The sequence below is a fragment of the Archangium violaceum genome (assembly GCF_016887565.1).
GTDB classification, from domain to species: domain Bacteria; phylum Myxococcota; class Myxococcia; order Myxococcales; family Myxococcaceae; genus Archangium; species Archangium violaceum_B.
In genome coordinates this window covers 7,391,408-7,413,074 of record NZ_CP069396.1, presented here as the reverse complement: position 1 = coordinate 7,413,074, position 21,667 = coordinate 7,391,408, and the positions used below count along the sequence as shown (strand labels likewise).

Annotated in this window: 17 protein-coding genes; 11 read left to right on the top strand and 6 right to left on the bottom strand. The window is 68.2% G+C overall.

All coding sequences use genetic code 11. The features are described from left to right. Positions 1-105: 105 nt before the first annotated feature. On the top strand, positions 106-1,383 hold the full coding sequence (clpX, locus tag JRI60_RS29400; RefSeq protein WP_204219198.1) for an ATP-dependent Clp protease ATP-binding subunit ClpX: 1,278 nt from the start codon (positions 106-108) through the stop codon (positions 1,381-1,383). Positions 1,384-1,475: 92 nt separating this feature from the next. After that, a complete protein-coding gene (locus JRI60_RS29395) occupies positions 1,476-1,799 on the top strand; it encodes an endonuclease domain-containing protein (RefSeq protein WP_204219197.1) in 324 nt (107 codons plus the stop codon). Positions 1,800-1,918: 119 nt separating this feature from the next. Here the strand turns inward: JRI60_RS29395 and JRI60_RS29390 are convergent, their stop codons facing one another. Beyond that, positions 1,919-3,436, bottom strand: a complete 1,518-nt coding sequence (locus JRI60_RS29390) for an Hsp70 family protein (RefSeq protein ID WP_204219196.1) — start codon at positions 3,434-3,436, stop codon at positions 1,919-1,921. A 79-nt stretch (positions 3,437-3,515) separates the two neighbouring features. After that, complete coding sequence (locus JRI60_RS29385; protein ID WP_204219195.1) at positions 3,516-6,104, bottom strand: hypothetical protein; 2,589 nt, start codon at positions 6,102-6,104, stop codon at positions 3,516-3,518. Between the two features lie 238 nt (positions 6,105-6,342). Here JRI60_RS29385 and JRI60_RS29380 point away from each other — a divergent pair, with 238 nt between their 5' ends. The 6 genes from JRI60_RS29380 (at position 6,343) to JRI60_RS29355 (ending at position 14,981) form a co-directional block, all read left to right on the top strand. Next, positions 6,343-8,622 (top strand): PrkA family serine protein kinase, encoded by a 2,280-nt coding sequence (locus JRI60_RS29380; protein ID WP_204219194.1) that lies wholly within the window; start codon positions 6,343-6,345, stop codon positions 8,620-8,622. 133 nt (positions 8,623-8,755) lie between these two features. Then, entirely contained in the window at positions 8,756-9,652 is an 897-nt protein-coding gene (locus tag JRI60_RS29375) for a S1 family peptidase (RefSeq protein WP_204219193.1), read from the top strand. A 63-nt stretch (positions 9,653-9,715) separates the two neighbouring features. Further along, positions 9,716-10,177 (top strand): deoxycytidylate deaminase, encoded by a 462-nt coding sequence (locus JRI60_RS29370; protein WP_204219192.1) that lies wholly within the window; start codon positions 9,716-9,718, stop codon positions 10,175-10,177. 240 nt (positions 10,178-10,417) lie between these two features. Continuing rightward, positions 10,418-11,098, top strand: a complete 681-nt coding sequence (locus tag JRI60_RS29365; RefSeq protein WP_204219191.1) for a HAMP domain-containing histidine kinase — start codon at positions 10,418-10,420, stop codon at positions 11,096-11,098. Positions 11,099-11,165: 67 nt separating this feature from the next. Continuing rightward, complete coding sequence (gene nla6, locus JRI60_RS29360; protein WP_204219190.1) at positions 11,166-12,602, top strand: enhancer binding protein Nla6; 1,437 nt, start codon at positions 11,166-11,168, stop codon at positions 12,600-12,602. A gap of 354 nt (positions 12,603-12,956) precedes the next feature. Next, positions 12,957-14,981, top strand: a complete 2,025-nt coding sequence (locus tag JRI60_RS29355; protein WP_204219189.1) for an ArsA family ATPase — start codon at positions 12,957-12,959, stop codon at positions 14,979-14,981. Between the two features lie 142 nt (positions 14,982-15,123). On the opposite strand, the gene JRI60_RS29350 is transcribed toward JRI60_RS29355, so the two are convergent. Beyond that, positions 15,124-15,585, bottom strand: a complete 462-nt coding sequence (locus JRI60_RS29350; protein ID WP_204219188.1) for a hypothetical protein — start codon at positions 15,583-15,585, stop codon at positions 15,124-15,126. Between the two features lie 73 nt (positions 15,586-15,658). After that, on the bottom strand, positions 15,659-16,348 hold the full coding sequence (locus JRI60_RS29345; protein ID WP_204219187.1) for a tetratricopeptide repeat protein: 690 nt from the start codon (positions 16,346-16,348) through the stop codon (positions 15,659-15,661). A 97-nt stretch (positions 16,349-16,445) separates the two neighbouring features. Here JRI60_RS29345 and JRI60_RS29340 point away from each other — a divergent pair, with 97 nt between their 5' ends. Genes JRI60_RS29340 through cmk form a run of 3 tightly spaced genes read left to right on the top strand, consistent with a single transcriptional unit; the run spans position 16,446 to position 19,217 of the window. After that, a complete protein-coding gene (locus tag JRI60_RS29340; RefSeq protein ID WP_204219186.1) occupies positions 16,446-17,414 on the top strand; it encodes an acetyl-CoA carboxylase carboxyltransferase subunit alpha in 969 nt (322 codons plus the stop codon). 22 nt (positions 17,415-17,436) lie between these two features. Beyond that, on the top strand, positions 17,437-18,531 hold the full coding sequence (gene hisC, locus JRI60_RS29335; protein ID WP_204219185.1) for a histidinol-phosphate transaminase: 1,095 nt from the start codon (positions 17,437-17,439) through the stop codon (positions 18,529-18,531). Further along, entirely contained in the window at positions 18,528-19,217 is a 690-nt protein-coding gene (cmk, locus tag JRI60_RS29330; protein WP_204219184.1) for a (d)CMP kinase, read from the top strand. The genes hisC and cmk overlap by 4 nt, the downstream gene beginning before the upstream one ends. Positions 19,218-19,300: 83 nt before the next feature. Here the strand turns inward: cmk and JRI60_RS29325 are convergent, their stop codons facing one another. Together JRI60_RS29325 and JRI60_RS29320 are read right to left on the bottom strand one after the other, a co-directional pair. Further along, positions 19,301-19,792, bottom strand: a complete 492-nt coding sequence (locus tag JRI60_RS29325) for a GAF domain-containing protein (protein WP_204219183.1) — start codon at positions 19,790-19,792, stop codon at positions 19,301-19,303. 125 nt (positions 19,793-19,917) lie between these two features. Then, positions 19,918-21,660, bottom strand: coding sequence for a serine/threonine protein kinase (locus tag JRI60_RS29320; RefSeq protein WP_204219182.1), 1,743 nt, complete (start codon positions 21,658-21,660; stop codon positions 19,918-19,920). Positions 21,661-21,667 lie beyond the last annotated feature (7 nt).

Genomic DNA, 21,667 nt, shown 5'->3' with positions numbered 1-21,667 from the left:
TTTTGGCGGACGGCTGTTCGAGACGTGGGCAGCCAAACGGCTTGGGTGTGGTGGTGTCGGCTAGTAGGCTCCGGGGAACCGGGGTCGGTGAACCTGGAGGCGGCAGTGAAGAAGGAGCACCACGTCAACCTGTCCTGCTCGTTCTGCGGCAAGTCGCAGCGTGAGGTCCGCAAGCTCATCGCGGGCCCGACGGTGTACATCTGCGACGAGTGCATCAAACTGTGCAACGACATCATCGCGGACGAGAATGAGCGCGAGGAAGGCAAGCCGCAGGTGAGCTTGCCGACGCCGATGGAGATCAAGGCGTTCCTCGATGACTATGTGATCGGTCAGGACCAGGCGAAGAAGGTCCTCTCGGTCGCGGTCTACAACCACTACAAACGGATCTACCAGAAGAAGCCTGCGGCACGGCCGCGTCCGGGGATGAAGCCCTCGGGCTCGGAGGACGTGGAGCTGAGCAAGAGCAACATCCTGCTCGTGGGCCCCACGGGAAGCGGCAAGACGTTGCTGGCGCAGTCGCTGGCGCGCTTCCTCAACGTCCCGTTCACCATCGCGGACGCGACCAGCCTGACCGAGGCCGGTTACGTGGGCGAGGACGTGGAGAACATCATCCAGAACCTGCTCCACAACGCGGACTACGACGTGGAGAAGGCGGCGCGGGGCATCGTCTACATCGACGAGATCGACAAGATCGCGCGCAAGGGTGACACGCCGAGCGCCACGCGAGACGTGGGCGGCGAGGGCGTGCAGCAGGCGCTCTTGAAGATCATCGAGGGCACGCGGGCCAACGTCACGCCCAGGGGCGGGAAGAAGTACAACCAGCAGGAGTACGTGCAGGTTGATACGACGAACATCCTGTTCATCTGCGGCGGTGCGTTCCACGGCATCGACGGAGTGATCAAGCGCCGGGTGGGTGAGAAGGGCCTGGGGTTCGGGGCGAAGATCACCCACAGGGAAGAGCGGAGCGTGGGCGAGCTGCTCGCCATGGTGGAGCCGGAGGATCTGATGAAGTTCGGGATGATTCCCGAGTTCATCGGCCGTCTGCCGGTGGTGGCGACGCTGAACGACCTGAAGGAAGAGGATCTGATCACGATCCTCACGCAGCCGAAGAACGCGCTGATCAAGCAGTACCAGAAGCTGTTCGAGATGGAGAAGGTGAAGCTGACCTTCACGAAGGAAGCCCTGAAGGCGATCGCGAAGGAGGCGATGCGCCGCAACTCGGGAGCGCGAGGCCTGAGGGCGATCCTCGAGGACGCCATGCTCGACATCATGTACGACGTGCCGTACCGGGACGGCGTGAAGGAGTGCAAGATCACCGAGACGGTGGTGACCAAGCACGAGCCGCCCCAACTGGTGATGGAGAAGGAAAAGAAGTCGGCATGACCGTGTATGCCCCCTCTCCCTCTGGGAGAGGGCTGGGGTGAGGGTCTACTGTCCCGAGCCGCTGGCCTTCGAGGAGAGGGGGGTACAAGGCAGTGCCCGACTATCGAGGCAACACCATCATCGTCGGTCTGTTGGAGCGATGCCGTGATCTGCGCCGCTCCTCCACGGATGCCGAGGCGATTCTCTGGAAGCTGCTGCGCGCCCGGCAGATGGCCGGATTCAAGTTCCGGCGGCAGCATCAGTTCGGTCCCTACATCCTCGATTTCTTCTGCGCGGAGCGCTCGCTGGCCATCGAGCTCGATGGTGACCAGCACGCGCTACCCGCCAACGTCTCGCGCGATGCCGCGCGCTCGCGGTTTCTCGCGGAGCAGGGCGTGAGGGTCCTGCGCTTCGGGAACAGGGACCTGCTCTTCTAGACCGAGGCCGTGTTGGTGCGCATCTACACGGTGCTCATGGATGCGGAGGGTAGACCCTCACCCTAGCCCTCTCCCAGAGGGAGAGGGGACATCCACGGGCAGCGGTCATTGTGACGCTCTCAGCCCGACACGCGGACCGTGGTCTTCATCTCGCGGCCGGTGGCGGGATCTCTCGCGCGCATGGTGAGGATGCCTTCCACGTTCACGTCGAAGGTGATCTCCACCTGCACCGTGCCTGCCCGGGCCGGGCGGATCCCCGAGAACGTGAACTCGCCCAGCAGATCGTTCTTCACCACCTGCTCGTGGTCGCCCTGGAAGATGCGCATGGCCAGCTCGGTCTGGTTGTCGATGCTCGTGGTCGCCACCAGCTGCTTGGCATTGGGGATCGGCGCGTTGCGCGGGAACACCGTGTGGAACCCACCGCCCGCGCGCTCCAGGCCGATCGCCATCGGAATCACGTCTAGCAACTGCAACCGCAGGCTGGAGTTGTCCTCGAGCGACTTCGCGTACAGCGCCGCGCCGACGGCCACCGCCTCGTCCGGGTGGACGCCCTTGCTCGGCGTCTTGCCGAAGAACTTCGTCAGCCGGTCCTGCACGACGGGCATGCGCGTCTGACCGCCCACCAGCAGCACCTCGTCGATGTCCTTGGTGCTCAGCCCCGAGTCCACCAGCACGCGCGCCACCATCTGCAGCGTCCGATCCACCAGGTGGTTCGTCAGCTGCTCCAGCATCTTGCGCGTGAACTTCATCTCGATGTTCAGGGGCTGGCCCTGCGAGGTCATCGTGATGAAGGGGATGTTGAACTGCACGTCATCGCGCGCCGACAGATCGATCTTCGTGCGCTCGGCGAGATCCTTGATGCGCTGCATGGCCACGGGATCCGTGGCCAGATCGATGCCCGTCTTCGAGGCGAAGTCCTTGAGGACGTGGTGGATGATGGCGTTGTCGAAGTCGATGCCGCCCAGGAAGATGTCACCGCCGGTGGCCTTGACCTCGAAGACGCGGTCGCGGATGGCGATGATGGACACGTCGAAGGTGCCGCCGCCCAGGTCGTAGACGAGCACCTTCTTGTTGATGCCCTTGCCAGCGCCATAGGCCAGCGAGGCCGCGGTGGGCTCGTTGATGATGCGCACCACTTCCAGGTCGATGAGCTTGCCGGCCTCCTTCACCGTCTGGCGCTGCCGATCGTTGAAGTAGGCCGGCACCGTCACCACGGCGCGCTTGATGGGCGTCTTCAGGTGGTTGGCGGCGACGTCGCGGATCTTGTTGAGGATCTTGGCGCTGATCTCCTGGAGCGAGAACTCCTTCTTGCCCACGTCCAGGACGACGTCGCTCTTCTTGCCGGGGCGTACCGAGTACGCCACGACCTTCTTCATCGCCTCGACGACGTCGCTCTTGAAGGGCCGGCCGACCAGCCGCTTGGAGCCGTAGATGGTGTTCTTCGGATTGAGCTGCCACTGGCGCTTGGCCTCGTAGCCGATCAGCTCGTTGCCCTTGTCGTCGATCGCGAAGATCGAGGGGATGGTGTACTCGCCCCCCTTGTAGGGGATGAGCTTCACGTTCCCACCGTCCTCGACGATCGCGGCACACGAGTTGGTCGTGCCGAGGTCGATGCCGATGATGGGATCCTTGTGCATCGCGCGTGGACTCCGAAGAAGGGGGGCTCGAGGCGGCTGGGGCTCGCCTCGACCATGAACCCAGCAGGTTAGTTCAACTTCACGGGGGTCGCGAGCGAGAGTAGCCGTCCAGCGCCACGGGAAGTTGCAGCAGGTTCACCCCGGGCGCGTCCAGCAGGTCCTCGGCTGAGCGTCCCTCGGCCGGCCGCAGCGCCGCCACCTCGAGGATCACCCCGGTCTGACCCGCCGGGTCCGTGTCCGCCCCGGCGGGCGAATCCGGCACCCGGAGCGCTCCTCCGCTCGCCTCCAGTGCGAGGTACACCACGTGCCGCCCCCTGGGCCCGGTGAGCGTCACCCGGACGAGCCTCGCTCCCTTCCCGGCCAGGGCGCTCCAGCTCGCCACCGAGGGCGTGAAGGTGCGGCTCGCGGGGGTGTAGGAGGCGGTGGGCAGGGGCAGGAACTCGGGCATGGAGACGCGGGTGGGGAGGGTGGGCCCGCGGACGATACGGCCGCTGACGGACGCTCCCGAGGTGGCGGAGGTGGCGAGCGCCCACACTCCAGGTGTATCTCCCTCGGCCCCACCGTACGGCGCCCCACTGCGCAGCAGCACCGGCTGGACGGGCCGGGTCCCATCGGGCTGCACGGTTCCACCTGTGCGCGAGGCGAGCCCCATCGGCACCAGGCCCGCTTCGGGGGACAGCTCCACCGCGGCGATCACGGCCGTATCGAGGCCGGAGGGCAGGTTGGGGAGCACCACCTCCATGCGGCGGAGCTGCTCGCGGCGGGGGCGGTGGGTGATGCCGGTGAAGCGGCTGTAGTCCGGAAGGTCCTCGCTGCCCTGGCAACTCTGGGTGTTCGAGCACAGCCCATCTCCGTCGAGGTCCGTCGCGTCGGGCGCATAGGGCAGGTGGGAGAGGGAGGTGAAGGACTGGAGCGCGAAGTCCATCGCGCCGCTGTAGGCGAGCAGGTCCGCGGGGCGGAGGCTCGTGGCCTGGGCGAGGGGCAGCTTGCCGGCGAAGGCCACGGCGGTGCGGCGTCCCGCCTGTCCGAGGCCATACGAGCGTGGCTTGATCTCCGTGTTCCCCGCGAGCCCGAGAGACGCATAGGCCACCAGGCTGCTGGGGACGGGGAGGCGCTGGGGGAGGCCGGGGACGGAGACGAGGAAGGACTCCCCGAAGAGGTTGGTGAGATCCACCGCCGTGGGATCGCCCACGGAGAGCACGGAGAAGCCGACCGAGAGCTCGCCGGAGGAGTGGACCTCGTTGAAGCTGATGCCCGCGTTGAAGCCGGCGGCGCCGTGGACGGGGTTGTCCCCGAGCGGCAGGAGCACGTCGCGCGCGGGAGTGGAGGCCACGGAGACGCGGTCGTAGCGGGGAAGCCCATCCGCTCGCGGCTCGCCCGAGGCGGCGGAGAAGCTGGCGGTGGCTCCGGCGAAGCCGGGGAAGAGGGCCACGCCTCGCGAGTCCGTCGTCACCGTGACGGGAGCGGGGCAGGGGCCCGAGGCGGGAGGCGCATCACAGCCGAGCACCTCCACGCCCGCGAGCGGACGCCGGGTGGAGGCGTCCATCACGGTGACGCGCCGGCCGCTGTCCAGCGCGGGCAGCACGGTGAGCGTGGCCTCCTGGGCCGACACCGCCGCGCCCGAGGGTTTCGCCTGCACACGCACCGTCCCGGCGGACACGGCCGTCACCAGCCCCTCGGGAGAGACGGTCACCGCGCCGCTGGGAGAGCCGCTCGCGTCCACCGCCGAGAAGGAGCCCTGCGCCAGGGGGAAGCTGGCGCCGTCCAGCGTGTAGGCCACCAGCCCGAGCCGCACGGTGTCCCCCACCACGAGCGTGGCCGTCTTGGGGGTGAGGGCGATGGAGACGATGTTGCCCGCCGAGGGCGCGGGGCGGCAGGCGCCATCCGTGCAGGCCTCGTTCGGAGCGCAGTCCGCGTGCCCGCGGCAACCGCTCGGCACGCACCGGCTCGCCACGCAGGTGAGGCCTGGGGCACAGGTGCCGCTGTCCGTGCACGCGGTGGAGGGCTGGCAGTGCGAGTCCCGGCAGTACGCCGTGACCGAGCAGTCCGTGTCCACGAGGCAGCGCGGCAGCTCCTGGCAGATCTTCGTCGCGCAGTCGAAGCCCGGAGGGCAGGCGCCCGAGGCGAACGCCCGGCACTCGGTATTGGGGCCACACTGGGCGTTGGAGTCACACGGCTGGAATTCGGTGCAGCGGCCCGCGGTGGCGCTGGTGCAGTACTGGCCCGAGGGGCAGTCGGCCTTCGTGGCGCAGCCGGCCCTGGCGCACGTCCCGGCCTCGCAGATGAAGCCCGCGCCACACAGCTGGTCGTTCAAGCACTGCCGCAGGCAGTCGCCCTGCCTGCAGAGGTAGAGCAGCGAGGCCACGCGCGGATCCACGCCGGGCGCGCAGTCCGTGGCCTGGGTGCAGGGCACCTGACAGACACCCTGGGTCGGCTCGCAGCGCTGGCCGGCCGGGCAGTCGTTCGCCGAGGTACACGCGGAGCGCGTCACACACCGGCCCTCGCGGCAGGCCTGGTTGGAGGCACAGGCCGCGTCGGAGCCGCACTGACAGCGGCCCTCCGTGCAGGCGAAGCCCTCGGCGCAATTGGCGGAGGTCGTGCACTCGGGGCGGGGCGCGCAGGCACCTGCGGTGCATACCTGGCCACCACCGCACTCGGAGTCATCCAAGCACACCGGACCACAGCCGCCATAGCGGCATCGACCACCGGAACAGTCGGCGTCCGTGTCGCATGGCGTCGTCGAGGTAGGCGGGCAGGCGGAGAGCACTGCCAACAACACAACGGAAAGAAGAGCCCTGGACATCCCGCTCCCCGAGGGGAAAGTTCCGGGGGTCCCCGCGCTTGATGGCGGCCACCCGCCGGCGTGGTTAGTGGGTTCCTGAACTACAGCACAGAGGAGTCATCCCGTGGAAGCCAAGCGATACCTGCAGGAAGTGGGCGCCCAGGTGTCCGACGACTTCGTCAAGAATCGCTCCATCCTCTCCTTCGAGGAGTACCTGACCCTCTTCATGGGCGACCCACGGGGGCAGTCGCGCAACGCGGCCCAGTACCTGCGCGACGTGATGGACCACTATGGCACCGACACGGTGCCCCATCCCACCGGGAAGATCCGCCGCTTCAAGGTCTTCGATGTCCCTGGCAATGACCGGGACGGCCGCGTCGCCGGGCAGGAGGAGATCCAGAACGCCATCTACCGGCTCCTGGGCAACTTCACGCGCGCCGGCCGCATCAACAAGCTCATCATGCTGCACGGCCCCAACGGCAGCGCGAAGTCGACGCTCGTCAACGCGCTCAAGGCCGGCATGGAGGCCTACTCGCGCCAGCCCGAGGGAGCCCTCTACCGCATCAGCTGGATCTTCCCCTCGGAGAAGCTCGTCAAGGGCTCCATCGGTTTCGGCGGCGAGCGCGCGGCGACGGCGGCGCCCGCCGCGGGGGCCACGGGGGGCGACCTGTCCACCTACGCGCATCTGGACGCCGAGTCCATCGACGTGCGCATCCCCTGCGAGCTGCGCGATCACCCGCTCTTCGTCGTCCCGCCCACCGAGCGTCAGCGCCTGCTCGAGGGCGCGCTGAAGAAGAAGGGCGTGGCCAATGGGGACGGGCAGGGCGGCGACGACTTCGTGCTCTCCGACTACCTGCTGCACGGAGAACTCTGCCACAAGTGCCGCAGCATCTACACGGCGCTGCTGGCCAACCACAAGGGCGACTACCTCCAGGTGCTGCGCCACGTGCGCGTCGAGCGCTTCTACATCTCGCGCCGCTACCAGGTGGGCACGGTGACGGTGGAGCCGCAGATGAGCGTGGACGCCATGTACCAGCAGGTGACGGCGGACCGAGCGCAGCTGCTCAACGTGCCGCCCGCGCTCCACAACGTGGCCCTCTTCGAGCCCCATGGCCCGCTGGTGCACGCCAACCGCGGCATCATCGAGTATTCGGATCTGCTCAAGCGCCCCCTGGAGGCCTTCAAGTACCTGCTGGGCTTCAGCGAGACGTCCCAGGTGCCGCTCGAGCACTTCGTGTTGCAGCTGGACGAGGTGCTCATCGCGTCCTCCAACGAGAAGCACCTGGGCGCCTTCAAGGAACTGCCGGACTTCGCCTCCTTCAAGGGCCGCATCGAGCTGGTGCGCGTGCCGTACCTGCGCCGCTTCAAGCTGGAGCAGCAGATCTACGACGCGCAGATCACCCCCACCACCGTGGGCAAGCACGTGGCCCCGCATGCCACCGAGGTGGCCGCCATGTGGGCGGTGCTCACGCGCCTCAAGAAGCCCATCCCGGACCGCTACGCGCCCGAGGTGAAGGAGCTCGTCGATCAGGTGACTCCGGTGGAGAAGATGCACCTCTACGAGGAGGGCGTGGCGCCGGATCGGCTCAGCATGTCCCACGGCAAGGAGCTGCGGAAGCTGCGCACGGACCTCTACGAGGAGTCCGACGCCTACCCCAACTACGAGGGCCGCAGCGGCGCGAGCGCCCGGGAGATCAAGACGGCGCTCTTCAACGCCGCGCAACACCCCGACTACAAGTGCCTCAACGCGCTGGCGGTGATCGAGGAGCTCGAGGCCATCTGCAAGGACAAGAGCGTCTACGAGTTCCTCCTGCAGGAGGTGGTGGACGGCTACCACGATCACGAGGAGTTCGTGCGCGCGGTGGAGGCCGAGTACCTCGACCGGGTGGACGAGGAGGTGCGTGAGTCCATGGGGCTCGTCTCCGAGGGCCAGTACCGCGAGCTGGTGGAGCGCTACGTCTACAACGTGAGCCACTGGGTGAAGGGCGAGAAGATCCGCAACCGGATCACCGGCGCCATGGAGCGCCCCGACGAGCAGCGCATGGCGGAGATGGAGGGCATCGTCATGCCGAGGGGCGAGGATCCGGGCGAGTTCCGCCGCGGGCTCATCTCGCAGATCGGCGCGCACAAGCTGGACAATCCGGACGCGGAGATGGACTACCCGCGCATCTTCCCGGACATGTTCCGCCGCCTGCGCGACCACTACTTCGAGGAGCGCAAGCGGGTGCTGCGCCGCAACAAGGAGAACATCCTCAAGTACCTCTCCGAGGAGCGCGCCACGCTGTCTCCGCGCGAGCAGTCCCAGGTGGAGAGCACCCTCAAGGCGATGCACGAGCGCTACGGCTACTGCGAGCACTGCGCCAAGGACGCCATCCTCTTCCTCATGAAGAAGCGCTACGGCTGATCGCCAAGGCAGCCCAGCGAGCGGGCGCTCGCTGGGGGCGATGCTTTCCGAAAACGCGTTGCAAGGGGAAGATGGGAACTCATTAGAGATGAAGGGTTTTTGTTCCCCGTCCTCTCCTTGCTTCGGAGCGTCGATGACTCGTTTCGCCCTGGGCCTGCCTGCCCTCTTCGCCATGCTGTCCTGCGCCGCCGCTCCGAATCCGCATGCCGTCTCCGATACCTCGGGCATCGGCGGTGGGGGCTCGGCGCCGGTCGTGATGCAGACGGTGGGCGCCCAGGCTCCCCGGCTCACGCGCAGGGAGCAGGTGAAGCGCATCCTTCCGCACAACGTGCGCCTCGCCGTCCAGGAGGACGGCAAGGCGCGGCGCACCGCCTCGGGCGTGGTCATCGGCAGCGAGAAGACCGCCGAGGGCACCGTCAGCTTCGTCATCACCAACGCGCACGCGGTGGAGATGGGCGACCTGAAGGCTCCCCGTCTCGTCGTCATCGTGGATGACCGCGCCGACTCCACCGAGTACGGGGCACAGGTGGTGGCCTCGGGCTCGGTGCCGGACATGGACCTGGCGCTGGTGAAGGTGCCCGGCCTGGCGCTGACGCCCGCGCTGCTCGCCACGGACACGGAGGTGGAGCTCGGGGATGACGTGGTGGTGGCCGCCTCGCCCTTCGGCCGGGCCCTGTCGCTCTCCGGCGGCATGGTGTCCCAGGTGGAGTGGGACAAGGAGGGCAAGAAGCCGCGCATGCTGAAGACGGACGCGCCCATCGGCTATGGCGCCTCCGGTGGCGGTATCTTCAGCCTGGAGTCCGGCAAGCTGCTCGCCATCGTCGAGGGTTATCGCACCGCGAAGGTGGGCTTCGAGGTGGCCCAGCAGAACTACAGCTTCGACGTGCCCATGCCCGGCGAGACCTTCGCCGCCCCCAGCTCCAAGGTGCGTCAGTTCCTCCTGCAGCACGGCTTCGCCCGGCTGCTCGGCACCTCCGGGGCATCCAGGCCCGAGACGGGTCCGGACGGCTCGCAGACCGCCAGCCGCTAGGCCCGGCCGGAAACTCGCTTGCTACCCCCCTCCACGGTAGATGCCGGAGGAGGGGAGGTACGCATGGGCAACCGGAACTCCTGGGATCAGTACTTCATGGATATCGCTCGCCAGGTGGCCAGCCGCGCCACGTGCGACAGGAAGCACGTGGGTGCGCTCCTGGTGCGCGACAGGACCATCCTCTCCACCGGCTACAACGGCGCCATCCGCGGCCTGCCCCACTGCGACGACGTGGGCCACATGATGGAAAACGGACACTGTGTGGCCACCGTCCACGCCGAGGCCAACGCCATCATCCAGGCGGCCAAGAACGGCGTGCGCATCGACAGCGAGCGCGAGAAGCCCACCACGCTCTACACCACCGCCAGCCCCTGCTGGCCGTGCTTCAAGCTGATCGCCAACTCGGGCGTGCGTCGCATCGTCTACGGCGAGTTCTATCGCGATCCGCGCATCTTCGAGTACGCGGCCCGGCTCGACATCGAACTGGTGGGCCCCGGTCCCGAAGAGCAGCCGAGCGGGCGCTGACCGCTAGCGCACGGTGTCGGACAGTTCACGAGTCTTCGCGTGAGCTCGTTCTTCAGTACAGGTGAAACGTTTTGTGCAGGACATCTGTTTGGATGTCTGCCCGACGAATCCTGTGGGAATTACTCCCATCCGGCAAGAATTACCGGCCCAGGGTTGACGGTACCAGGGTGGCTCCCTAAATCCTCGCAGCGACAGGGCGGCGGGAGTGAAGGGCGCCGGTCAACCTCTTAGGGAGAATTCGTGATCACCTCCACGGCTGCGAGCAGCAGTGTGCCCTCGATACGTGAAGGGGCGGACCCGGTGGTGGACGCCGCTCGCTACGGCGCGGTTCCCACTCTCATGGACAGCCTCCTGCACGATGTGCGCAACCCCTTGAACGCACTGTCCATCCATCTGGAAGTGCTGTCCGAGAAGTTGAAGGTCGAGACGGGCCAGGTGCCCCCCTCGCAGGAGAAGAACCTCAAGGCCATGCGCGATCAGATCCAGCGCGTGGATGGCATCCTCCGGCGCTTCGCCGAGTTCATCGTGAGCCGCCCGGGCGTGCCCGGCGACGCGGATCTGTCCGAGACGGTGACGCGGGCGCTGGAGGTGCTGGCGCACGAGAGCCGCAAGCGCCGCCTCCAGGTGCGTCCCACGATCGCCGCCGGAGTGCGGGCGAGGCTGTCGGACACGGGCGAGCTGGGCTTCCTGGTGGTGCAGGCCCTGATGAGGGCCTACGGGCGCTCGGAGCAGGGAGCCGAAGTGACGGTGTCGGTACGGGCCGAGGAGTCCCGGGCGGTGCTCGAGGTGGTGGATGCCTCGACGGCCGCCACGGAGAACACGCCGGAGGCGGTGGCGGCCCTGGAGCTGCGGTGTGGGCAGCTCGGGGTGGAGCTGCAACTTCGCGCGGGGCAGTGCCGACTGAGCTTCCCGCTCGCCTGAGCGCGGTGTTCGAGCTTCTGAAACCTTTTTCCCATCTGGCTTGTTCTTGATGTCTGGAGGTTCTCACGTGGGCAGCGCGCGAATTCTGGCCGTGGACGACGAGCGCGATACGTGCGAGGCGCTGGCGGAGATGTTGACCGCCTGGGGCCACAAGGTGGAGACCGCGTTCGACGCGCACGACGCCCTTCGCAAGGCGGGCGAGTTCCGGCCGGACGTGGTCCTGTCGGACTTGGCCATGCCGGAGACGGATGGCTTGGGGCTGCTGAGGGCGCTGAGGGACGAGCTGCCGGACTGTCCGGTGGTGCTCCTCACCGGCCACGGCACCATCGACGCCGCGGTGGAGGCCATCCGCGAGGGTGCGTATGACTTCATCGTCAAGCCGCTCGACACGGCGCGGCTGAAGGTCTGCATCGACCGGGCGCTGGAGAAGAAGGAGACGATGCGCGAGGTGCAGGGCCTGCGCCGGCGCCTCAAGCAACTGGGCTCCTCGGACTTCATCGGTCAGTCCGCCGCGATGCGCAAGGTGTTCGAGCTCATCGAGAAGGTGGCCCCCTCGAAGGCGAGCGTGGCCATCACCGGCGAGTCCGGTACGGGCAAGGAAGTGGTGGCGCGCGCCGTCCACAACCTGTCGCAGCGGCGCGACAAGCCGTTCATCGCCATCAACTGCGCCTCCATCCCGGCCACGCTGATCGAGTCGGAGATCTTCGGGCACGAAAAGGGCGCCTTCACCGGCGCGGATCAGCGGCGGCCCGGCGTGTTCGAGCTGGCCCACGGCGGCACGCTCTTCCTGGACGAGCTCGGGGAGATCCCCATCGAGCTGCAGGCCAAGCTGCTGCGCGTGCTCGAGGAGGGCCGGTTGCGGCGGCTGGGCGGCAAGGTGGAGATCGAGGTGGACGTGCGCGTGCTGTGCGCCACCAACCGCGATCTGCGCAAGGAGATCGAGGCCAAGCGCTTCCGCGAGGACCTCTACTTCCGCCTCAACGTCTTCCAGATCCAACTGCCGCCCCTGCGCGAGCGGCGCGAGGACGTGCCCATCCTGGTGCAGTACTTCGTGGAGAAGTTCCGCGGGGACTCGGCCAAGCGCGTGACGGGCGTGCACCCGGACGCGATGGAGATCCTCAAGAACCACGAGTGGCCGGGCAACATCCGCGAGCTGCGCAACTCGGTGGAGCGCGCCGTCATCCTCTGCGACGGCGAGCTCATCATGCGCGAGCACCTGCCCCCCGACATGGCGGGCAAGAGCCCCGAGCGCCACACCTTCCGCCTGCCCTACGGGCTGTCGCTCGACGCGGTGGAGCGCGAGTACATCCTCGGCAGTCTCCAGCGCAACGGGAACAACAAGGCCCGGACGGCGGAGATCCTCGGGGTGAGCGAGAAGACGCTCTACAACAAGCTCAACCGCTACGCGGCCGAGGCCCGCCAGCAGCCGGCCAAGGGAGCCGAGGCGAACAGCCTGTCCGGCCACGGTGGACCCTCGTTGGGCAGCAACCCCGAGCTCCGCTGAGCCGCGTTTCGTACCGCCTCCCACCTACTTCAAGGGAAGAGGGCCCGGAGCCGACTCGGCTGGTCGGCTTCACGGCCATGCGCTGCTCTCGTCCGCACGCTGGGTGATCGGGCGTCGAGCGTATGTCCGACATGAGAGAAGGGCATGACGCAGCGCGCGAGGCAGAGGGTGGGATACCCCCTCTTTGCTTGACTCACAGGGTCACTGCGGGCGATCCTTCCCATTACACACCCACGGGACACTCGGTGGCATGGCTCCCTACTCAGGGGCACCTCCGGTGTGTCCTCACCGCGGCTGTCCAGGAACGGACGAAGAGCGGCCCCGCCGGGGGGCGTCAAGGAAGGCCACGTTTTCATGAGCGATGCGCGAGTTCTTCACTTCTTCGGCGGAAAAGGCGGGGTGGGAAAGACCACGCTCGCGGCGGCCTACGCCCTGCGGCTCGCGGACGATGCGCCCAAGGAGAAGGTGCTGCTCGTCTCGTTGGATCCGGTGGGTTCGCTGTCGGATCTGCTGAACAAGAAGCTGTCGGCGAAGCCCACGAAGGTGGAAGCGGAGGGTGGCGAGGCCCCCAAGGAGCCCAAGCCGGAGCCGAAGGGCAAGGCCAAGGCGGCCAAGGGCAAGGGCGAGGGGGGCTTGTGGGCGATGGAGCTGGAGCCCGCCGCGCTGCTCAAGCCATTCCTGGCGAAGTACCAGCCCGCGCTGCAGAAGGCGGCGGTGAAGGGCACGCACCTGACGGAGGAGGATCTGGGCAAGCTGTACAGCCAGGCCACTCCGGGGCTGGAGGAGCTGCTGGGCCTGCTGCACGTGGTGGAGCTGGCCGAGAGCGGTGAGTTCGATCGGGTGGTGCTGGACACGGCGCCCACCAGCCACACGCTGCGGCTGTTCGACATGCCGGTGGGGCTGCGCAAGTTCCTGGGCCTGGTGAAGGCGGGAGCGGATCGGGCCGCGAGCGGCAAGGGCAAGAAGGCGGCGGCGGCGCCCTCGGAGGAGCAGCTGTTCCTGGAGGAGTTCTCGTCGCGTGCGGAGAAGCTGCTGGGGCAGCTGAAGGATCCAGCGCGCACGGCGTTCCACCTGGTGGCGCTGGCGGAGCCGGTGCCCGAGGCGCAGACGCGCATGTACTTCGCGCAGCTGCGCGAGCGCGGAATTCCGGTGGTCGAGGTGGTGGTGAACCAGGTGGAGGACAAGGAAGGATGTCCCGCCTGTCTGGGCCGCCGAGGACTCCAAGCGCCACATGTGCGCAAGTACCAGGCGCTGGACAAGAACGTACCGGTGCACCTGGTGGGCAAGCGCGAGGTCGCGCCGCGCGGCCTGGAGGCGATGAAGGTGTTCGCCCAGGAGTGGGCGAGCGGCAAGGAGACGAAGGCGCTGGAGTTCGCCGCGGCCGAGGGCCCGCCGGCGCTGGTGCGTGCTCCGTCGATGCCGCCGATCGCGGCGCCGCCACTGCCTCCGACGCGGCTCATCTTCTTCGTGGGGCAGGGTGGGGTGGGGAAGAGCTCGTGCGCGGCGGCCGCGGCGGTGACGCTGACGGAGAAGGAGGGGCCGGTGCTCCTCATCTCGACGGATCCGGCGCATTCGCTGTCGGACGTGCTGCAGAGCCGGCTGACGGACGTGGAGACGCAGGTCAAGGGAACCAAGGGTCTGTACGCGCGCGAGCTGGACATGGCGGGGTGGTTCAGCAACCTGCGCAAGCGCTGGAAGGAGAAGGCGGAGAAGGCCTTCGAGGGCGCGCCGAAGACGGGCAACGAGGTTCCGACGGATCTGCTGCTGTTCCGCAACCTGCTGGACGCGGCGCCGCCGGGGATCGACGAGCTGGCGGCGATGTCGTGCCTGACGGACGCGCTGGTGCAGGAGCGCTTCAAGCGCATCGTGGTGGACGGGGCGCCGATGGTGAGCTCCATGAGGGTGGTGGAGCTGGCGGAGACGGCGAAGGGGTGGTTCACGGCGCTGCACGGGGTGCTGTCGAAGTACAAGTCGAAGGGGCTGGGCGAGCTGGCGGACGACATGGCGGCGTTCCTCAAGCACATCGCGAGGTTCGAGGCGGCGCTGGCCTCGCCGACCGAGTCGCGTTTCGTGGTGGTGACGCGCGGTGAGGATCTGGCGGGGGCGAGGTCGGAGCGGCTGGTGGAGTACCTGAAGGAGCGGAAGCTTCAGGTGGAGCGGGTGCTGGTGAACCGGGTGGGTCCGAAGGCGGACTGCGCGCGGTGCGAGAACCGGCGGAAGAACGAGCTGAACGCGGCGAAGGTGATCGAGAAGAAGATCGGCCTGCCGGTGACGGTGGCTCCTGCGCTGGGACGTCATCCTGCGGGTCTGAGGGAGCTCAAGGCGTTCCGAACGGCTTGGTACGCCTTGAGTGCGACCGCGAAGACGAAGGCGGCCTGACCGTCCCCCACAACCCCACTCCCTCTCCCTTCGGGAGAGGGTCGGGGTGAGGGTCTCTCGAATCCCAGGCTGCTCCCCGCGTCAATCCCCTCTCCCTCTGGGAGAGGGTCAGGGTGAGGGTCTTCCCGTCCCTACCCGAGGCTCACCGCAGCTCCATCCGAGGCAGATTCGGAATCACCCGAGGCACCTGCTGGCGGAGCCGCTGTGCCAGGTCCAGGGGAGTGCGGAGCCGTTCCCCACCAGTCTCCACCTCACCGCGCTCGAACCGGACGGCCAGAGCAGGGCCGGCGAGCAGCAGGCAGGTGGCGGGGACGATGCACAGCGCCACGGAGACGAGCGCGGCGCAGATGAATCCGAGCGTCTGCCGTGGCCGCGAGGTGGCGAATCCAGGCACTTGAGCCAGGGAGCCCAGGAAACCGGCGAACAGGGCACCGCCCAGCAGTCCCAGGAGCGCGGCCAGGAGCCAGCAGGCGCCGCCGAGCACGGTGCCGAACACGGGCTCGAGGAGCGCAGGGGAGACAGCCGCCAGCAGGAAGGCGAGGAAGAAGGGAGTCCCCGCCACCAAGGCCACCAATCCCCACTGCGGACCCTTGAGCCGCACCATACCCCGCCACCTCCGTGAGAGGAGGTTGGGCAGGGGTCGCCGGTCCGCCAAGCCCCGGAGGGGGGAGTCCGTCCTATGCCTCGCACTCGGAGGGGGAGTCGAGGAACCTCCCCAGCTCGTCGATCTCGAGAACGCCGCGGGGGGTCATCTTGCCGGAGAGGGGCTTCTTGCCGGGGAAGGACAGGGTGAGGGTGCGACCCTTGAGGGTATACGTTCCACTCACCTCCTCGGTGCGGGTCGGATTGGCGGAGTCCTCGATGACGCGGCGCCAGAGGACGACGCGTCGACCATCGGGGAAGGTGAGCTTCCGGGTGGAGCCGTAGACGCCCTCGCCGGGGGAGAACCAGGTGACACGGCGGAGGATCTCCGGGACATCGGCCAGGCGCTCGGGGGAGCGGCCCAGGAGGCGCTGCCAGCCGACGGTGTCGCGGATGGGGTCCAGGTCGGCGTCCTCCTTGGCGCGGGTGAGGCGGCGGGGATCCAACCGGACGGAGGTATTGAGCCGCTCGAGGATGGTCTCCCGGTAGGCCTCGTACTGACACACCTGGCCCTGCTTGCGGAGGACGCCCAGGGTGGCGGCGACGTTGTAGTGGGCGAGGGCGAGCTTGGGGTCGGCCTGGGCGGCGGCCTGGAACTTCTCCAAGGCTTCGGGGTACTTACCGGCCTGGTAGAGGCGGAAACCCTCGGTGTTGAGGGAGCGGGCGGACTGGGCGGAGGAGGGGGCGGCCAGGACGAGGGCGAGCAGGAGCAGCAGGCGGTGCATGACTCTCCGACGGAAGGAAGGGGGAGGGGATTCTACGCACCGCGTAACGGGTTGCGCGTTGTAAAGCCCTGGGGGCAGGTGATAGGGGTCCGGCGCCATGGCGAACGGCATCAACTATCCACTCGATTTCGAGCGCCCGCTCATCGAGCTGGAGAAGAAGATTGACGAGCTCAAGGCCCTCTCGGCGAGCGGCTCGGTGGATTTCACCTCGGAAATCTCCAAGCTGGAGAAGAAGGCCAAGAAACTGCAGACGGAGATCTTCAGTGATCTCTCGCGGTGGCAGGTGGTGCAGCTGTCGCGCCACAGCTCCCGGCCGTACTTCATGGACTACGTCCAGCACCTGTTCTCGGACTTCTTCGAGATGGCGGGAGACCGCCTGTTCGGAGAGGACCCGTCCATCGTGGGCGGCTTCGCGCGCTTCGATGGGAAGACGGTGATGCTGATCGGCCACCAGAAGGGGCGGAACACGAAGGAGAACATGGCGCGCAACTTCGGGATGCCGCGCCCGGAGGGCTACCGCAAGGCGGTGAGGCTGATGGAGCTGGCCGAGCGCTTCGAGAAGCCCATCCTGACCTTCGTGGACACGCCGGGAGCGTACCCGGGCATTGGCGCGGAGGAGCGCGGGCAGGCCGAGGCCATCGCGTACAACCTGGAGGTAATGAGCCGGCTGAAGGTGCCGATCGTCTCCACGGTCATTGGCGAGGGAGGCTCGGGTGGCGCGCTGGCCATCGGCGTGGGCAACCGCGTGCTGATGCTGGAGAACAGCATCTACTCGGTGATCTCCCCCGAGGCGTGCTCGTCCATCCTCTACCGTGACGCGTCCAAGGCGGAGAAGGCGGCGGACGCGCTGAAGCTGACGGCCAAGGACCTCAAGGAGCTGAACGTCATCGACGAGGTCATCCCCGAGCCCGCGGGCGGAGCGCACCGCGACTACTCCCGGGCGGCGGAGAACCTGGGCAAGGCGCTACGCAAGCACCTGGGCGAGCTGACCGAGCTGACGGGTGACGAGCTGGTCCAGGACCGCTACCAGAAGTTCCGCGCGCTCGGCGTGTTCTCCGGGCGTTAGCCGTTCAAAGGACGCACCTGCCATGAGACCGCTCGTCCCTCCGTACATCGAGACGCTCAAGCCCTACGTTCCGGGCAAACCCATCGAAGAGACGGAGCGGGAGTACGGTCTCACGGGTGTCATCAAGCTGGCCTCCAACGAGAACCCGTTGGGGCCCTCGCCCAAGGCCATCGAGGCCATGAGGGTGGCCGCGCAGAAGGTGCATCTGTACCCGGACGCGAGCAGCCACACGCTCGTGCGTCGGCTGGCCACGCACCTGGGCGTGAAGCCGGAGGAGGTGGTGCTGGGCAGCGGCTCGAACGAGCTGATCGAGCTGCTCATCCGCACCTTCACCACGCCGGAGGAGGAGGTGCTGCTGAGCAGTGGCTCGTTCCCGGCCTACCGCATCTCCACGCAGGCGCACGGGCGGCCCTTCGCCGAGGTGCCCATGCGCGAGGGGCACCGGTACGACCTGGAGGCCATGGCGAAGGCGATCAACCCGCGCACGCGGCTGATCTTCGTGGCCAACCCGGACAACCCCACGGGCACGACGTTCGGCCGCCAGGAGTGGGAGGCCTTCCTGGCGAAGGTGCCGGAGCACGTGCTGGTGGTCCACGACGAGGCCTATTTCGAGTTCGTGGACTGGCCGGAGTACTTCAGCGCGGTGGAGTACTTCCGGAAGCACCCCAACGTGGTGGCGCTGCGCACGTTCAGCAAGATCTACGGGCTGGCGGGCATCCGGCTGGGGTACGGGGTGATGGACGCGAAGCTGGCGGGGTACCTGCAGCGCACGCGGATGCCCTTCAACCTGACGATTCCGGCGCAGATGGCCGGGCTGGCGGCGCTGGACGACGCGGAGCACGTGCGGCGCACGCGCGAGCTCAACGGCGAGGGGCTGCGCTTCTACGAGACGGAGCTGCCGAAGCTGGGGGCGCGCCTGACGAAGAGCCGGGCCAACTTCGTGCTGGCGGACTTCGGGCGGCCGGCGGTGGCGCTCTACGAGAGCCTGCTGCGCAAGGGCGTCATCGTGAGGCCGGTGGCGGGCAATGGCTATCCCACGTCCCTGCGCATCTCGGTGGGGACGGCCGAGGAGAACGCGCGCTGCGTGGAGGCGCTGCGGGAGGTGCTCGCCTCATGAGCGCGCGTCCCTTCATCGTGGCGATCGACGGACCGGCGGGGGCGGGCAAGTCGACGGTGTCGAAGGTGCTGGCGAGGCGGCTGGGCTTCGCGCTGGTGGACACGGGGGCCATCTACCGCTGCGTGGCGCTGAAGGCGCGGCGGGAGGGCCTGGCGTTCGACGACGACGCGAAGCTGGGCGAGCTGCTGGGCCGGGTGCACGTGTCCTTCGAGGTGGTAGGCGAGGACAACCACGTGTTCCTGGACGGCGAGGACGTGTCGGTGGAGATCCGGACGCCGGAGAACTCGATGGCGGCCTCGCAGGTGTCGAGTCGGCCGGTGGTGCGCGCGGGGCTGCTGTCGCTGCAGCGGCGGCTGGCGCTGGAGACGGCGAAGGGGGCCATCCTGGAGGGCCGCGACATCGGGACGGTGGTGTTCCCGGACGCGGACGCGAAGTTCTTCCTGGAGGCGAACCCGGAGATCCGGGCGAGGCGCCGCTACGAGGAACTCTTCCAGAAGGGAGTGGAGCGCTCGCTGGAAGACGTCCTGGCGGATCAAATCAAGAGAGACCAGGACGATGCGTCACGAGCGGTGGCGCCGCTGAAACCAGCGGAGGACGCGATCCGGCTCGACTCGAGCGTGCTGCCCCTATCCGAGGTGGTGCAGCGTCTGGAGCAGGAGATCCTGTCCCGGATGTCGAAGCGCTAACTCCCTCTCCCTCTGGGAGAGGGCTGGGGTGAGGGTATAGGACCCAACCGGGTTCCCACCCTCGCCCCCTGGCAGCAATCCCGTTACCGGCGCCGAGAGAACCACGCCATCAACTGTTCCAGGGCGCGGCGGTCCACATCATCGAAGGTGGCCTTGTGCTCGGAGTCGATGTCGAGCACGGCGATCAACTCACGATTGGGCCCGAAAACAGGGACGACGATCTCCGAGACCGACCGTCCGTCACAGGTAATGTGACCGGGAAACGCGTGGACGTCCTCGACGACGACGGTCTCTCCCTTGGCGGCGGAGGTGCCGCAGACGCCCTTGCCGAAGCGGATCTCCAGGCATCCGAGGGTGCCCTGGTAGGGGCCGACGCGCAGGAGCCTGCCGGGCTCGACGACGCGGTAGAAACCGGTCCACAGGTGGCCGAAGGCGTGGTGGAGGAGGCAGCTCATGGTGGCCATGGCGGCCACGTCGTCGTTGATGCCCTCCAGCACGGCCTCGACGTGCTTGGTGAGCTCGGCATAGGCCTCGGCCTTGGGCATGCCACGCAGATCCAGGGTGACTTCAGCCATGATGTGCGGTCCTCGAAACAGGGGCCGGCGCGAGGTCGCGCCAGGGTGCGGCGCATGTTTAACCTGAACCCGGCCGGGCCGCGATGCCTTGCCGGGAGGACACCTTCACGAGAGCCCCTTGGGGGCTACTCGAAGATGGGGACCGAGTCGTCCTTGTCCTTTTCCTTGGCGGGCCTGGCGGGGCGAGAGGGCCGGGGCTCGGAGGGAGCGGTCTTCACGGGCTCCAGGGACACGCTGACTTCCTGCGAGTCCGACATCACACCCGTGAAGTCCAGCTTGCGCTTCACGTCCTGGTGATCGGCCAGGCGGAAGGTGAGCTCATGGACCTCGTCGCGGCGCAGCCGGCGATCCAGCGGCGTGGTGCCGATCTGCACGTCGCCAACGAAGACGGCGGCGCCGGCGGGGGTCGAGCGAAGCTGGACCAGGAGCATGCTGTCCACGGCGGGCGCCGCGGGCTTCTTCACCTCCGCGGTGGGAGGCGGAGCCTCGACGGGGGTGGCGGGCCGCAGCACGACGAAGGCGCCACCGGCGGCGATGAGCAACAGGGGCACCGCCACGAGCGCCACCTTCCCGACCCCGAAGGAGGAACCAGGCTGCGTCTCTTCCCCGGTCGGAGGAGGAGGCTGGCGAGCGGGAGCGGGCGCCTCGGGACGAGGGGTCCGCTGGCGAGGGGCGGAAGGGGACCCACCGCTGCCATTTCCACGCGGACCCCCGGCGACGGACGACTGCGAGCCCCGGGCCGCGGCCTGCGCGCCCCTCGCGACGGATGGCTGCGAGCCTCGGACGGCGGACTGCTGCGAGGTCCCCCGGGCCGGTCCACCGGGAGGCCGGGAGCGCGCCCCGCTCGGGGACGAGCGGCCGGGCTTCGATACGCTGCGCTGGCTCGGCCTGCTGCCGCCGCCCGCATCGGGGGCGGAGCCGGTGGGGAGCGCGTCGAGCTCCTCGGGCGACAGGTCCGCCACCGCGTCCAGCATGGCGTCGAGGAACTCCTGGGCGCTCTGGAAGCGGTCCTCCTTCTCGCGGGCGAGGGCCCTCTGGAAGAACTCCTCCACCGCCGGGGGCACGGGCGCGCCCTGGCGCTTGGCGGCCACGGTGGGAGCGGGCTGCGTCAGGGCGGCGGTAAGCGCCTTGCGCACCGTGTTGGCGCCATAGGGCGAGGTACCCGTGAGGCAGTAATAGAAGACGCCGCCCATGGAGTAGAGGTCGGAGCGGTGGTCCACGCTCTCGCCGCCGGCCTGCTCGGGAGGCATGTACTGCGGCGTGCCGAGCACCTGGCCGGTGGAGGTGAGCTGCTGCTCGTCGTCCTGCTCGAGCGCCTTCACCAGGCCGAAGTCCAGCACCTTGGCGAAGTCCCGCCCGTCGAGCTGCTGGATCATGATGTTGTGCGGCTTGATGTCACGGTGGACGGCGCCCTGCTCGTGGGCGTGGGCGAGGCCGCGGCAGGCCTGCTCGATGACGTCCACCGCGCGGCGCAGGGACATGGGGCCGTCGCGCTTGACGAGCTCGCGCAGGCTCTCGCCCTCGAGCAGCTCCATGACGTAGTAGCAGGTGCCGTCCTGGGCGCGCCCGAAGTCGTAGATGGTGATGATGTTGGGGTGGCGCAGACGGCTGGCGATCTCCGCCTCGCGGCGGAAGCGCTCGAAGAACTGGGGCGCGGCGGCCAGCGAGGGGTTGAGCGTCTTGACCGCCACCGGGCGCTGGACGGACGTCTGGGTTGCACGGAAGACCATGCCCATGCCGCCCTGGCCGAGCACGTCTTCGATCTTGTAACGACCGTCGAGCACCTGGCCGATGAGCGCCATCTGGGGGGCGCTGCAGAGATGATCGGAACCGTCGGTGCTACCGCAGTGCGGGCAGGGGGAAGCCATCGGAGCC